At 67.5% G+C, this 14,434-nt stretch carries 7 protein-coding genes and 2 pseudogenes; 2 read left to right on the top strand and 7 right to left on the bottom strand.

What is annotated here, in order from left to right; all coding sequences use genetic code 11:
* Positions 1 to 21: 21 nt before the first annotated feature.
* Together GA0115254_RS47950 and GA0115254_RS33365 are read right to left on the bottom strand one after the other, a co-directional pair.
* Positions 22 to 174: pseudogene (locus GA0115254_RS47950) on the bottom strand (DNA-binding response regulator); the annotation flags it as partial.
* A 563-nt stretch (positions 175 to 737) separates the two neighbouring features.
* Entirely contained in the window at positions 738 to 1,097 is a 360-nt protein-coding gene (locus GA0115254_RS33365) for a hypothetical protein (RefSeq protein ID WP_093899001.1), read from the bottom strand.
* A 314-nt stretch (positions 1,098 to 1,411) separates the two neighbouring features.
* On the opposite strand from GA0115254_RS33365, the gene GA0115254_RS44870 reads away from it, so the two are divergent.
* A complete protein-coding gene (locus tag GA0115254_RS44870; RefSeq protein ID WP_157987183.1) occupies positions 1,412 to 1,588 on the top strand; it encodes a hypothetical protein in 177 nt (58 codons plus the stop codon).
* A 181-nt stretch (positions 1,589 to 1,769) separates the two neighbouring features.
* On the opposite strand, the gene GA0115254_RS33360 is transcribed toward GA0115254_RS44870, so the two are convergent.
* The 3 genes from GA0115254_RS33360 to GA0115254_RS46815 all read right to left on the bottom strand — a co-directional run bounded on the left by GA0115254_RS33360 (position 1,770) and on the right by GA0115254_RS46815 (position 4,088).
* On the bottom strand, positions 1,770 to 3,026 hold the full coding sequence (locus GA0115254_RS33360; protein ID WP_093899000.1) for a M20 family metallopeptidase: 1,257 nt from the start codon (positions 3,024 to 3,026) through the stop codon (positions 1,770 to 1,772).
* Complete coding sequence (locus tag GA0115254_RS33355) at positions 3,023 to 3,760, bottom strand: trimeric intracellular cation channel family protein (protein ID WP_093898999.1); 738 nt, start codon at positions 3,758 to 3,760, stop codon at positions 3,023 to 3,025. Before GA0115254_RS33355 ends, GA0115254_RS33360 begins: the two co-directional genes overlap by 4 nt.
* A gap of 190 nt (positions 3,761 to 3,950) precedes the next feature.
* Entirely contained in the window at positions 3,951 to 4,088 is a 138-nt protein-coding gene (locus tag GA0115254_RS46815; protein ID WP_256102910.1) for a hypothetical protein, read from the bottom strand.
* A 104-nt stretch (positions 4,089 to 4,192) separates the two neighbouring features.
* Here GA0115254_RS46815 and GA0115254_RS33350 point away from each other — a divergent pair.
* A pseudogene (locus GA0115254_RS33350) lies at positions 4,193 to 4,792 on the top strand (agmatine deiminase family protein); the annotation flags it as partial.
* 154 nt (positions 4,793 to 4,946) lie between these two features.
* On the opposite strand, the gene GA0115254_RS33345 reads toward GA0115254_RS33350, so the two are convergent.
* Both GA0115254_RS33345 and GA0115254_RS33340 read right to left on the bottom strand, forming a co-directional pair.
* A complete protein-coding gene (locus GA0115254_RS33345) occupies positions 4,947 to 5,468 on the bottom strand; it encodes an SMI1/KNR4 family protein (RefSeq protein WP_093898998.1) in 522 nt (173 codons plus the stop codon).
* A gap of 13 nt (positions 5,469 to 5,481) precedes the next feature.
* Complete coding sequence (locus tag GA0115254_RS33340; protein ID WP_256102902.1) at positions 5,482 to 14,055, bottom strand: golvesin C-terminal-like domain-containing protein; 8,574 nt, start codon at positions 14,053 to 14,055, stop codon at positions 5,482 to 5,484.
* Between the last annotated feature and the right edge of the window lie 379 nt (positions 14,056 to 14,434).

The raw sequence follows: 14,434 nt of genomic DNA, 5'->3' as shown, positions 1-14,434 counted from the left end.
CGACGGAACCCTCCACTCCGGCACCTGGGGGCGCAACCGACGTGCCAGATCCACGCACTCCACACCGTCCGCGGCTTCGCCGACCACGTCGATGCCCGGCTGCGCCTCCAGAATCATGCGGAAACCGGCCCGCACCAGCTCCTGCTCATCAGCAATCACTACGTCAATCCGCATATCGGCCACACGCCCGTTCCTAGCACGGCAACTACGGATGGCTGTCATTGCGGCCGGGTGCGATCGGGGAATGGCTACCCGGCATCGGTGACACCTCGCAGCGCGTACCGCGGTTGTGCACATCGATGAGGTGGCCGACCCGGTTCCGGCGGAGGCGGTCGGCTCCTGCACCCGCTTGCACGCCCGGCCCTCCACACGGCGGCGGGTGCGTGTGCGGCCGCCCTCGGCCGCGAGTACCCGGCGAGGTCCAGGTCCTCTCCCCGCAGTTGACACTCAGGGCTTCTCCGGGCGGGCGGCTGACCCGTACTGCATCCGCCGCAGCGGTCTCCCCCGGCAGGTGTACCTCGCGCCGCATGATGAGCCGCTCGATGGCCGTCTTCGAGCGAGCGGGGTCGCCGACTCCGACAGGGTCAGCCTCCGGGCCCGGGACGGACGAGCTGTCGTATCCGCGCTCGAGCACAGAGTCGCACGGCATGGGCGCCGCCGCCCCTCGTCGGCGCTGGGCTGCCCGGAGCCGGTACGGGAGGTGCCGCTACGGGAGCGGGGACCCACCCGGAGGCCAGTCAGGCAGCAGCCCCGTCACCCGGCTCAGCAGCGGCAGGTGGGAGCTCCTGCTCCATCCGGGTCGCGGCGTCCACCACGGTCGCAGCACCGGGCGGCAGGCTGGTGGTCGCCGCGGCGCCCTGCAACCGGATCCCCGGCGCCGGCGGTGCCATGACCAGCAGGGCCACCGCTGACGTCGCGCCGGTCGGCACGGGCCGACGTACGGCCGTCCGCGCCGCCCGGCCTCGAAGGCGACTCCTTCCCGGCGCGGTCCTGCGCCTGCCGAGCCAGGGCGTACGAGCCCCTTCGACCCGGTCGCCGAGTGCGGCGAGCTGCGCGGGCAGGACCGCCACGGAGCTGAGCAGCGCGAGGCCGACCACCAGGACGGTGACCTCGCCGAGATGGCCACGCAGAGGTCCGCATGCGGAGCGGAAGCCGTCCTCGATGGCCTCGAAGCCCGGCTGTCCCGCATCAGCGACCCTTGACCGCCGTCACCGAAAGTTGATCACCATTGGCGCAACCTCGGCCGGGGGCGAGCCGTACCCCATTCGCCTCGCAGTGGTTGCTGTAGCGCGGACGTGGAGGTGGGCTGTCAGAGGACGCCGAGCGACAGTCGCAGGCGCCGAGGAGGTGCGTCCCTCGCCGAACGAGCGGGGTCGGCCCTCCGTCAATCCACACGAGACTTGGAGATTCCATGACATACCGCCAGGGACAGCGCGTCGAGTACCGGGACCAGCAGAACCAGAAGCAGCAGGGCGAGATCCGCCAGACCGAGGGCAGCGGGGCGCAGACCCGCTACGCCGTCCAGAACGAGAAGACCATGCGGGAAGAGAAGATCAACGAAAGCCAGATCGAGCGAGAGCTGTCGTAACGGCCTTGTGGATGCGGCCGCCGTTGCACAGTGCAGCGGCGGCTGCTCGCTCTCGCTCAGCAGTGGCACCCCTCGATTCCCGCTGTTCGCGGCCGAACTGCGTTGGCATCGGGGGGTTTGCCGTCGCCGGGGTGGGTAGCGACCGCCTGCGCCACGGCTCGCCGGAGATGCCGGGTTTGTGTCAGCTGCCGAACCAGGCGAGGGCGGCCACCGTCATGGCGCTGACGCCGGTGTCCAGGGTGGGCTGGATGACGGGGGCGAAGGTCGGGCTGTGGTTGACCGGGATGTCCTGGGCGATGGTGCCGTTCTTGGCGGCCCGGGCGTACAGGTCGGCGTCGATGCCTCCGATGCCCCAGTAGGTGAACGGCGCGCCGAACGCTTGGGGGAGCTCGCTCATGTCCTCGCTGGCGGTCTGCAGGTCGATGGTGTGTGCGTCGTCGCCGAAGTGGGCGGCGAACGCCTCGGCGACGCGCCGGGTGGCTTCCTCGTCGTTGACGGTGGGCGGGAAGGCGGCCGTCTTCTCGATCTCGGGTGCCTTCGGCGACCCGGACGCCTCGCACTCGGTCCGGACGATGCGTTCGATCGCCTTCAGGACCTGGGTGCGCGTGGCATCGTCGTAGGTACGGACGTTGAGCTGGATGACGGCGCTGTCGGGGATGACGTTGGGGCCGCTGCCCGCGTGGATGCTGCCCACGGTGACGACGGCGGGGGTGGTGGCGGCGAGTTCCCGGGAGACGATGGTCTGCAGGCGCACGACGATCATGGCGGCCATCACCACGGGGTCGACCGCGGCCTGGGGCATGGAGGCGTGCGCCCCTCGACCGTGGACGGTGATGCGCAGGCTGTCCGCGGCCGACAGGAAGGACCCCGGACGGGTGCCGACGTAGCCGGCCGGATATGGCAGGACGTGCTGGGCGAGCACCACGTCGGGCCGGGGCGCCTTTGCTGTGAGCCCGTCGTCGATCATGGCCTGGGCACCGGCGCCGTTCTCCTCCGAGGGCTGGAAGAGCGCCACGAAGGTACCGCGCCAGGCGTCCTTGGCCTGAGCCATCAGCCGTGCGCAGCCGATCAGAGCGGTCACGTGCACATCGTGCCCGCAGGCGTGCATGACCGGCTGCTCGGTGCCGTCCGGACCGATCAGGGTCACGGTGGAGGCGTAGGGCAGACCGGTCTGCTCGCGTACCGGGAGGGCGTCCATGTCCGCGCGGGTCATGACGGTAGGTCCGTCGCCGTTGGCCAGCACACCGATCAGGCCGGTGCCGCCGATGCCGTCGACGACCTCGTAACCGAAGTCCCGCAGGGCATCGGACGCCTTCTTCGCCGTGCGGTGCTCCCGCAGGCCGAGTTCGGGATGCCTGTGCAGATCCTGGTAGAGGTCCTCGAGATCCGAGCGGATTTCGGCGAGGCCGGACAGCACGGCATGGGCACGGTCGGTCATGACGGCTCCTTGCGCGGGTGGGACTGCTCTTCTTTCCCGTTTCGGATGGCGGGATCGGTGCGGCGCCGCAGCATCGCGGCCGCCTTGGAACGGGGCTGCCAGTCCAGGCTGTTGGGCAGGTTCCAGCCGAACCGCACGGCGGTGAGCCGGAAGGCCAGGGCCAGGGCGACGCCCAGGCCGACGCCGATCCCCGGCACGCCGAGGTACACGCAGATCACCGTGACTCCGGCCACCGCAACGGCGACGGTGGCGTAGAGACCGTTACCGCCGAAGACGGCCGGCACCCGGCCGAGGACGACATCGCGCAGGGCGCCGCCGCCGACGGCGGTCACGGTGCCCAGCAGGACGGCCGGCAGCCAGCCCAGGCCGACGGCCAGCGTCTTGTTCACACCGGTGATCGCCCAGAACCCGATGACCGCGGCGTCGAGCGCGGTGAACAGCCGGCTCCAGGACTCCTCGCTGATCTTGATGAGAAAAACCACCACGGCACCGGCGACGGCGGTCGGCAGGTAGGCGTAGTCGGTCAGCGCGACAGGGGTACCGTGCTGCAGCAGCACGTCCCTGATCAGGCCTCCGCCCAAACCGGAGATGATGCCCACCACCAGGAACCCGAACAGGTCCAGGCCCGCCGTACGGGCCACGGCACCACCCAGCAGCGCGCACGAGAAGACACCGGCAAGGTCGAGATAGCGGGTCGCGACCGTGATACCGGCGGGAATCAGGGAAGCCGACATCACGCACACGCTGGACACGATGACGAGCCTAGTGACTCAGCCTCTCCGCAGCACCTGGGCCGGACACAGAGCGTGACAGCCAGTACCGACACGGGGCTCGCACGGCCTACCCGTGGCCGAGACTCGCGCCTCCGATCGACGGACGGCCGGCTCGGCACCGTCTCCTGCAGGCAGCCGCAGGCGGCCGCGGTCACACGGCTCTCGTTCGCGAGCGGGAGATGGCCCCCTGGGCCTGTGCGGTGTCGAGCTCGACACCGCACGGCGTGCCGTCGACGCGGCGGTACGGGTGCCCGAGGTACAGGTGCTGCGGACGGATCTCGTCACGCACGTACTCCAGGCTGGTGCGGTGGGCGACCGGGTCCGTGTAGCCAGGGAAGCCGTTGGCGGCCCCGTGGATCTGCTCTGCACGGCGTCACCGACGAACACCGAACCCTGGCCGTCGACGACCTGTGGGCCCGCGACACCGTGCCGGTGTTCGTGGAGCAGGACGGCGACGTCGTCGGCGTCGATTTCAACTTCAACGGATGGGGCGACAAGCAGGTACACACCAACGATGCCCGGGTGGGCCGCACCCTGCCGGCGAAGTACGACATCCCCCGCAGGCAGGCTCCTCTGGTCGCCGAGGGCGGCTCCTTCGAGACCGACGGCGAGGGCACTCTCCTCATCACCGAGAGCTCGATCGTCAACGACAACCGCAACCGCGGAAAGAGCCGGGACCAGATCGAGGCCGAGCTCGAGCGGACCCTGGGCATCAAGAAGGTGATCTGGCTGGCCGGCGTGCGCGGCCAGGACATCACCGACGCTCACGTGGACAGCCTCGTGCGGTTCACCGAGCCCGGCGTGGTGGTGCTGGACAAGGCACACCCCGACACGCCCGCCGACTCCTGGTCGCGCGCGGCCGACCAGGCGAAGGCCGTGCTCAGCAAGGCGACCGACGCCAGGGGCCGGCCCTTCGAGATCGTCGACCTGCCGCAGCCCGACCTGTACGAGATCACCGGTGAGGGCGACGACTTCGTGTCGACGTACGCCCACCGCGGACGTGCCCGTCACCTTGAAGTCGGGGTCGAACAGGGATTGCCGCTGAATCCCGGGAAGCGATCAACAACGTGGCTCAGGTAACCACGGGGAAAACATCACACGGTGGTATCTCCGGTCACCAGGACCGGAGATACCACCGTGTTCATTTTCAGGGCAGGAATTCGTAGAACGGGCGGTCAGGCGCGAAGTTGCGAGAACACAACGTCACGTCTCTACCCTTGAGATAAGCCAGCAACCACTCGCTGAACGTCATCTCGTAGAGAGTCCATGCCGGACTGTCCATCTCCTGAACCAGGACGCGCCAGGGCGACGAGGGTTCATCAGGAACGCGGAGGAAAACCATCTCCCCCGTCGTGGCCGTCGCCACCGGCATCAACTCACCGGGGGCCGCCCCTGCCGGACTGGGCAGGAACTCGGCCATGTCCTCCTCGCGCCAGAACTCGAGATCCAGCCTGATGTCCTTTCCCAGGCTGTGCAGAAGATGGCCGGCGGGGTGTTTCAGATACAACTGCCCGTTGATCGAGATCGAACCGTAGGCGTCCACGATCTCGCGGAAGTCCGCAGGGAATTCGATGCCGAGTTCCTGCTCCAGTTCGGTCCATGGTGCCGGATCCGACCAGTTGAACCGGGGTTCACCCAACAGGGCCTGTATCTCTGAGAGCGTTGCCACGACTAGGCCCCTTCTAGCACGTCGAGCCGATGCCGGTCGGGGAGTTGATCGCAGTGCACGAGAAATTGTCCACGATATCCCCCTGAGGTCCGTATGCAGTCATTCCCACCTGAACGAGCGTAGGAACAGCCGAATGCGGGTCACCGTAGATGGGAACGACCGACATGAACAGTTTGTTGTCCCCAGTCAAATGCTTCCACCCGAAGGATTCAACCTTGCTGGCCATCCTTGCATTCGCCCTGCCATGCAAAGCAACCAGATTTCGGACATCCTGCCCAGTTCCCTTGCCCCAGTAACCTATCAGGTGGCCGGCTTGCGGGTTCCCGCCTCCTGCCGCGATTTCTCCCATTCCGTCCGGCTGGACGGACGGTTCGCATTCGGAGCACTTGGGCAGACCGCCCGCCCCTGTGCGCGACCTGCGGTCGGCCTTGGTGAGGAACGCCCAGGCACCGGTCGCCCTGCAGCCCTTGTTCCCCTGGTGATCCGTGTACTCCTCAAGGCCGCCGTAGACCCGTCCTCCGTCGATCAGAGGCAGCGTGTTGCACGTGGGGTTGTTGGTGTCGGTGGTCCGCGGCGCGGGCCTGGGCTGGGGGCCCGGCGACGGCTGGGGGGTGGGACCCGGACGCGGTTCGTCGGACGAGTCGCTGGAACCGGCATCGTCCGCTGACGGCATCAGCATGCTGCCCAGGGCCGCCCCCGCGTCCGCCAGATTCTGCTGGCCCTGCGGAGTCGACGCGTAAGCGGCGGTACCCAAGAGTGCCGCCGCCGCCCAGTAGATGGCCGGGATCGCGAAGAGGAAGTGGCCGTCGAGCTCGACGAGGCTGGTGGGGTTTCCGCCGCCGAAGGCGTAACGGTTGCTGGTGTACGGGTCCGCGCCCAGGCTCATGTCGGCGAGGGCGCCGTTGTACATGTCCCGGGTGGTGAAGCGGTTGAGGCCCGGGTTGTAGTCGCGGAAGCCCATGTCGTACGTGCCGGACTGGGCGTCCCAGCGCTTGGCGTTGAAGCGGTAGGGGTTGTACTCCTCCTTGTCCGGCTGGCCGGCTTCGGGCTTGTCGATGCCGGTGAACTCGGTGGCGTCGTTGTTGCCGTAGGCGGTGTAGCCGTAGGTGGCCTTGGTGTCGCCGTTCTTGTCGGTCAGGGTCTCGACGTCGGTGTGGCTGTTGTAGCCGTAGTAGCCGTCCTCGGTCGAGCCGTCGGTGTTGTGCTTGCTCTGCGACAGTCGCTCGCCCCACGGGCTGTACTGGAACGACTTGGTCAGCGCGCCGGCGACCTTCTCGTCGAGGACCTCGCCGGACAGACCCAGGTACTCGAAGTCGGTCGTCTTGCCGTCCGCCGTCTTCGACGCGGTGCGGTCCAGCGGGTCGAAGGTGTACGTCGTCGACTTCATCGCGCCGCCGGCGTCCATCTTCTGGGACTCCACGACGTGGTCGAAGCCGTCGTAGACGCTCCGCTCGATGACCTTGCCGCCGGAGATGACCGACTGCTGACGCCCGAAGGGGTCATAGGCGTAGTTGGCGCCGACGCCCGACGTCGTCGCGGTCAGCAGCCTGTTGCGGTCATAGCGGAACGTGGTGCTCGTTCCCTTGACGGTCTGACTGATGACGTTGGCGTTGTCGTCGTGGACGTACGTCTCCGTGCCGGCGCCGTTGCCCGTCTTGACCGACTTGGTGAGCCGGTCGGCCGGGTCGTAGGTGAGGTCGGTCGTGGAGTCGAGGTACGCCGCGCGGTTGTCGGCGTTCATCTTCTTCGCGACGTCCTGCGCCTTGTTGCCGTTGGCGTCGTAGGCGTAGGTGTGGGAGGCGACCAGCGTGGTGCCGTCCGCCTTCTTCTCCGCTGTCGACTTCAGCGCACCGTCGAGGAAGTAGGTGTAGTCGACGGTGTTGCCGTTGGCCTTGGTCTCCTTCAGCTTCTGGGCGCGGTCCGTGTACGTGTACGACGTGACCTTGGGGGCGCTGTCCGTCGCGGACTTGCCGACGGACACCGTCTTGACCTTTTCCCGCAGGTCGTAGGTGTACTTGGAGAACTGGCTGGGATGGGTGACCGTCTCCGACTGCCCGTTGGCGTCGTAGGTGTACGACGTCGCCTTCTTCGCCGCGCCGGACAGCGACTCCGTCACCTTCTGGACCTGGTTGAGGCCGGTGTAGGCGATGGCGTAGGCGTCGACCTTCGCCCCGGACGACGTGTCGTCGATCGACGTCAGGTTGCCGTTGACGTCGTAGGCGTAGTTGAAGGTCCGCTTCTCGTTGTCGGTCTCCGCGGAATTGTCACGGACCAGCTTGACACCGTCCGCGACCACGACGCCGGCGCTGTTCTGATCCAGCTTCAGCTTGGTGTCCTCGCCCTGCTTGAGGGCGTAGTTGCCGAGGCTGACCCAGGTGCCGGTAGCGGCATTCTGGTCCTTGGTGACCGCCGCTTCGGTGGTCGTGCCATGGACAAGCGTGTACTTCGCGGTCGTGGCGGCCCCGGTCACCTTCGGGTACTTCACGTACGCGGTGTACGTGCCGTCCTTGGGGATGTCGAGCGTCCACGTGAAGGCGTCCGTGCCCGTGCCGGCCGCGTGGGTGCGGTGGTCGTAGCCCTGCTGCCCGGTGATGTCCCCGGTGGCCCAGGTGCCCGTGGAGGAGGTGTGCTGGGTGTCGGAGTTGTCCACCAGGACCACCGACTTGCCCACCGGAACACCGTCGTCGGAACGGGACTTGACCTTTCCGTCGGGGTAGAACGACCACGTCATCGTGCGGTTGGAGGAGCCGCCCGCCGACGTCAGCGTCCTGGCCGTCTGCTGGCCCAGGTCGTTGTAGTCGTAGGTGACGGCGATGTCCCACGGGTCCGTGGAGCTCTTCGTCCAGCCGTTGTCGAAGTACTCGAAGGCGGTGTCGTTGCGGACCGTCTGCCCCTCCGAGGGCGGCATCGAGGTCTTCGCGACCCGGCCCACGGCGTCGTACACGGTCTCGGTGTAGACGTTGGGGTCGTTGTGGCGGGTGTCCGCCGGGTCGTACGGCTGGTACTGGCGCTTGGGCCGGTTCAGGGCGTCGTACTCGGTACGGACGGTGAACGCCGTGGTCGTGCCCGCCTCGACCGCTCGCGGGGTGATCACCTTGGTGGTGTTGCCGACCTGGTCGTACTCGTACCGGGTCGTGCGGTAGGTGATCGGCGAGGTGCCGCTGCGCGGGACCTTGACCTCGGTCTGCTTGCCGCGCTCGTCGTAGCTGACGAGCGTGGTGTTGTTCTCGGCGTCCGTCGTGGAGACGACCAGGGAGTCCTTGTCGTAGGCCTTCTTGGTGGTCTTGCCGGCGGCGTCCGTGACCGTGGTGGACCGGTGGTTCAGGTCGTAGGCGGTCAGGGTGCTGTAGTCGGCCGTGTCGGCCGTGGCGTTCTTCTTCGGGTCGACGACCTTGGTGGTGTTGCCGACGTCGTCGTACTCGTAGCTGACCTTGTCCCCGTTCGCGTTGACGACGGAGGTGAGCTGGTAGATCTCGTTGTAGTGGTTGGTCGTGACGAAGTCCGTCGCGTCCGCCGTGGTCAGCGTGCCCTTCGGCTCGGTCGTCGTCTTGAGGTTGCCGACCTTGTCGTAGGTGTACGTCGTCTTCCGCTCGTCCGACGTCGTGGTGTACTTCGGCGCGGTCGCCGAGGTCATCTGGTCGGCCGCGTCGTACACCGCGGTGGACACCGCGCCGTTGGGTGCCGTCGACGTGGTGACGTTGTCGTTGGCGTCGTACACGGGTGCCGGAGCGCTGATCAGGTCACCTGTGGCCTGGTCCTTGGGCTCGGTCTTGACCAGCGGACGACCGAAGGTGTCGTACGTCTGAGTGACCTTCTTGCCCAGCGCGTCGGTGACCTCGGTGACCTGGCCTCGCTCGTCGTAGACGAACGTCGACGACTTGTTCAGCGCATCCGTCATCGTCCTCGGGAAGCCCGTGGGACCGAAGTCGCTGTTCGTGTCCGCGTTGCCGTTGGCGTCGGTCGCCCTGGTCAGCTGGCCGTAGGAGTCGTACTCGTACGACGTGGTGTAGTCACCCGCCGTCGTGGTGGCGACACCCTTGGGGTCGGTGACCGTCTTCAGGTTGCCGAAGGTGTCGTAGCCGAACTGCCACTTCCGGCCCTCGGGAGAGGTCTTGGTGAAGAGATCGGCCGAGTAGCCGTCGGCACGGGTCTGGTACACGTACCGGGCAGAGTTGGCCGGGTAGGTGCCGGGGGCGCAGTCCGAAGCGGTCGGCACACCCGCCTTGTTGTTCTCCGCGTCGCGCTTCCAGAGCGGGTAACCCGTCTTCTGGTCGTAGCAGTACGCGGTCTTGGCGCCGTTGCCCTCCTCCATGTACGTGACGTTGTTGTCCGCGTCCCACGACAGCTTCATCGTCTGCGACTTGGCGTTCGTCGTCTGGACGGCGCGGCCGAAGTCGTCGGTGACGTAGTCGGTGGCACGCGACTCGGCGTCGGTGACCTCGGTGTCGGTGAACTTGGCGTTGCCGGCGTTCACCGCGTACGAGAAGCCCGTGGCGCCCTGGAGACGGTCGGTGATCGTCTTGGTCCACCAGTGGTACTTCGGATCGTCGCCGGTCTGCGGGGCGTAGTACGCCATGGTGGTGGCGTTGCCGCGCGGGTCGGTGGCCTTGACGAGCTTGACGTTCTTGTTGCCCTGGGTGGCGTCGTACTCGAAGCCGAAGACCTTCGGCTGGGTGGACCCGGCGCCGTCGGTGAGCTTGGTGAGCAGGCCCTTGTCGGAGTACTCGAAGGTGAGCTTGCGGCCGGAGACGTCGGTCATCGACTTGATGTGGTCGATGATCTTCGGGTTGTTGCCGTCGGCCTTGGAGTAGTACTCGACGGTCAGCGACTGCCGGCCGGTCGGGTCGGTGATGTACTTGAGGAACTTCGTCGGCTTGTTGTTGGACTTGCGTTCCTCGTACGTGTACGTCTGCGTGTTGCCGTTCTTGTCGACCAGCGACGTCATGTAGCCGTCGCAGCCGAACAGGAACCGGGTGCCGTCCGGACGGGTCATCGTCCAGGCGTCGGGGATCGGGTCCTTCAGCGGCGTGCAGTCCAGACCGGGCTTGGCCGTCAGCTTGTAGTGGACGCCCGCCGGGGCCTTCCAGGAGCCGTCGGGCTGCTCCCGGAAGACGTGGGTCGTGCCGTCGCCGTCCGGGAGCCTGATCTCGGTCGGGTGCGGCTTGGGGTGGAACTCCAGCGGTGCGCCGAGCCGGATCGGGCCGGCGGCCTGGAAGGACCAGCCGGGGCCGGAGACGGTGTCGGAGGTGTCGAGGCTGTTGTAAGCGAACCGGGCGAACGTGGTGACACCGCGGCCGGGGTTCGTGAAGGCGTTGTACTGCCACACGCTGTTGCCGGACGCCGTGTTGTTCATGACGGTCGAGCCGGCGCCGGTGTTCTTGCCCGTGTAGGAGTAGAACTTCTCCATGCCGAGCTGGTTGGAGGTCGGGTCCTCCACCGCCACGTTCTGCTTCAGACCGGGGATGCCCGCGGTGCCCGAGGTCCAGGTGCCGGTCGTCTTGTTGTACACGTCCCACGTCAGGACGTAGTCGGTGCGCTTGTTGCCGTTGTCCGAGTTGATCGGCGTCTTCACCTGCGCCTGCAGGCTGACGGAGCCACCGGGCACAACGCTGGACGGCAGCGCCGTCTGAACCTGGTTCCCGCCGCCTGTGACGTCCGTACCGTCCGGCAGGGCCCACTTGTAGGTGAGGACCTGGTCGGCCGCGTTCCAGGTGGAGGCGGTGGTGTTGGTGAGGGTGAAGTCGACCGTGTAGTCGGTGTTCGGGGTCATGCGGGCAGGGGTCTGCGGCGCGTAGTACGTCGACTCGGTGGTGGAGTCGATGTACGTGACCACGATCTTCGGGTGGAGCCGCGGCTCGGCGCCCTCGGAGGACAGGAACAGGGTGCGCTCCTGTGAGGCGGCCTCGTCGGCCATCTTGAGGACCACGCCCTGCTGGGAGGACGGGGTGGTCACCCAGGACTGGGCGAGCGAGGTGACGTTCCAGTCGTGCCGGGCCGGGTCGTTGGTCTTCGCCCCGGTGTCGGCCGTCACAGCGCCGAAGTCACCACCCGGGGTGGTCCAGTTGGTGCTCGCGTCTGCCTTGACCCAGGTAGCGGTGGCCTCGTCGAAGTCCCGCGTCAGCGGACGCAGTTCGTAGATCGCGCCGGTGGTGTCCTGGGCTGTCTGCGTGCTCCACAGCCGCACGTTCGCGTCCAGCACCCGGGCCGTGGCGGGGATGCCGAGGGCCGGGAACTTCAGCAGGGCGCGGGTGTCGCCGTAGGTCGCGGAGTTGTTGCCGACCGACAGCCAGTTCTTCGGGCCGCCTTCGTCGATCGTGTCGTGCGTGAGCGTGGTGCGGGCCGAGGACAGGGTGGTGTCCTGCGACGCGGCGAACACCTTCGTCGTACGGCCCGCCTTCGGCAGCCGTGCCAGCTGCGTCGGAGCACCGACGACCTGTCCGTCCTTCGTCTTGACCGCGACCATGTAGTAGTACGCGCGGCCGAACGGATCGGGGTCGTCCGCCTTCGTCGGCACGCCCGTGGTGTCCGTGAACGTCGTCACCGTGGACGCGACGGGCGAGACGAGCGTGGCGGCGGAAGGAGTGAAGGTCTGGTTGATGGAGCGGTGGACCTGGTATTCGACGATGTCGTCGCCGGTGTTGATCGGGTCCTGGTCCTGGTACGCGGACCAGCTCAGCTCCGCGCCCGTGTCGTGGATCGTGGTCGGGGCCGCGAGGTCCACACCCTGCCGGCCGAAGGTCAGAACCAGCTTGGGATAGTTGGCGGTCTCGCCGCCGTACCCGAACTCGCTGCCCTCGTAGCGCGGACCGCCCTTGGGGCCGGTCGCGGACTCGTCGCCGGCCTTGATCACGAAGCCGTTGTTGGCGTTCGTGCCGTCGATCCAGGACTGGACGGTCTTGGTCACGGGGAAGGTGTGCCAGGTGTTCAGCTCGCCCGGCTGCTTGGTGACCACGCCGCCCTTGGTGAAGCGGACCGCGTCCGCGATCACCGACGTGGTCGTCGACGCCGGGCCGTCACCGAGGACGACCTTGCCCAGGGTGCCCGCCTTGAACGGGTGGGAACCCAGCGTCTTCCACACGCCCGCCGCACCGGCCTGCTGGTCGACCGTGTACGCCTTGCTGCCTCCGTCGTACGTGACGGTGTACGGCGTGCTCGTGGCGCGGTCCGAGGCCGGGACGTAGTGCGTCTCGACCTGATAGGTGCCGTCCTCCGGGAGGCTCGGCTGCCAGGTGTACGTGTCACCCGCGACCGAGTCCTTGTTGTACAGGTAGTCCTGGTTGACCGCGTACTGCGTGTACGCGGTGTTCCCCGAAGCCGGCCAGGCGCCGACGGCGGCCGTCCGTCCGGCGTCGCCGTCGTCCACCACGACCGCCGTGCCCGAGAGCTCGCCGGTGATCGTGTTGGCGCTGTTCCAGGTGGCCTGCTCCTCGGTCCACGCCTGCGTGGCGCGGTGCGCCTCCAGCTGGACCTCGGTGTCACCCGTGGTGTGCGTCTGGTCGTAGTACAGCTTCAGATCGGCCGTGTCCAGCTTGGTGCCGGCCGGGACGCCCGTCAGCGGGAACCGCAGCAGAGCGCGGGAGGCGCCGGTGCTGGTGTTGCCGACCGACAACCGCCAGTTGTCGTTGTAGTTCGTCCCCGGACCGTCCGAGGAGATCATCACGTCCTGCGCCGTCGTCGGCGTCGGAGCGATCGAGATCGTCGGATCGACCGCGACCGGGTACTGCCGTTCCGGCGAGGCCAGCCACTTCGCATCCGGCGTGACCGTCAGCTTCCAGCCCTTGCCGGCCCGGGTCAGCTTCTGGGTGACCTGCTTGCTGTACGCGAACCCGTACGGCGACGCGGCGTCCTTCTTCGCGTCCGTCATGAACGCAGCCGGGATCACCAGGACCGGATTCGCGGCCTCGCCGTAGAAGGAGACCGAGCCGTCCTTGCCCGCCTTCGGCGTCAGTCCGCCCGCATCCAGCGTGAACGTGAACGACACCGGACCGTCCGGCCGCTCGGCCAGGACGATGTTCTCCTTCACCCGGCCCGGACCGACCTGGTACGACAGATCGGCACCACGGACCGCGTCCTTGTACGTGACCGTGTCGCCCTTGGCGACCGGTGCGAGCCTGCCCGCGCCCTGAAGCCCCAGGGTCACCGCGTGCCCGTCACCGGACTCGAAGCGGAGCAGCCTGTCGGCGTCCGACCCGAACCAACTACTGGCAGTATTCTTCGTGTTGGCGAAGGAGAAGCCCTTGACGTCGGTCGGGGTGACCGTCGGGTCGATGTCCTTCCACGACTTCCCCGCCCGATACCCGGTCGGCACCGCCGACACCTCGGCCTGCACCCGGCCGTCGGACAACTTCCAGTACCGGGCGTTCGCCGTGCGACTGCCCGTCAGTTCCGCAATGCGCTTCGCCTTGCCGGCCGCCTTGCCCTGCGGCAGCTTCTCCCGGCTCGGCAGCACCGGAGTCCCACCGGTCTGCGGCGACTCGGGCCTGTCCGACTCGCCCTCGTCTTCCGAGAACCAGCCCGCGAAGGCGTCGACAATACCCTCGCCACCGCCACTCGAAACCGGTGCCGCATAAGCGACTTGTGGAAGCATGGTCCCGGCGACCGCCGAAACCACGAGGCAGGCTATCGCCCGCCCGTATCTCACTTTCACGCCATTCCCTTCTTCGGCACCCGTCCCGCACCAGGCGAAAAGGGCGCACCGACGCGCCGGCGCGGGCATTCCGTCGCCGGTCGCGGTGGACCTGACCTCGACCGGAGCACCTCAAGGCATGCCAAACCAGGCCACCTTCCGCATACGGGAAAGCGACCTCGCCAGAGGTGTGCCAATCGCGGCGGGGGGATTGTTCAACACGGAGTTGATGCCACGTCAACCCAAAAGGCATTCAGGGCATTTCGCTGACCGGATCGATGTCGTTTGAGGTCGCCTTGCCCGACTTCTCCGCCGCCTGGCATCCGTCGAATCCGATGGT

The organism is Streptomyces sp. Ncost-T10-10d, from assembly GCF_900091955.1.
Taxonomy (GTDB): domain Bacteria; phylum Actinomycetota; class Actinomycetes; order Streptomycetales; family Streptomycetaceae; genus Streptomyces.
This window is presented reverse-complemented; position numbering and strand designations above follow the sequence as displayed.

Coding starts and splice junctions, on each gene's coding strand:
- GA0115254_RS44870 (WP_157987183.1), top strand. CDS start 1,412: ATGACATACCGCCAGGGACAGCGCGTCGAGTACCGGGACCAGCAGAAC.
- GA0115254_RS33340 (WP_256102902.1), bottom strand. CDS start 14,055: ATGCTTCCACAAGTCGCTTATGCGGCACCGGTTTCGAGTGGCGGTGGC.
- GA0115254_RS33360 (WP_093899000.1), bottom strand. CDS start 3,026: ATGACCGACCGTGCCCATGCCGTGCTGTCCGGCCTCGCCGAAATCCGC.
- GA0115254_RS33355 (WP_093898999.1), bottom strand. CDS start 3,760: ATGTCGGCTTCCCTGATTCCCGCCGGTATCACGGTCGCGACCCGCTAT.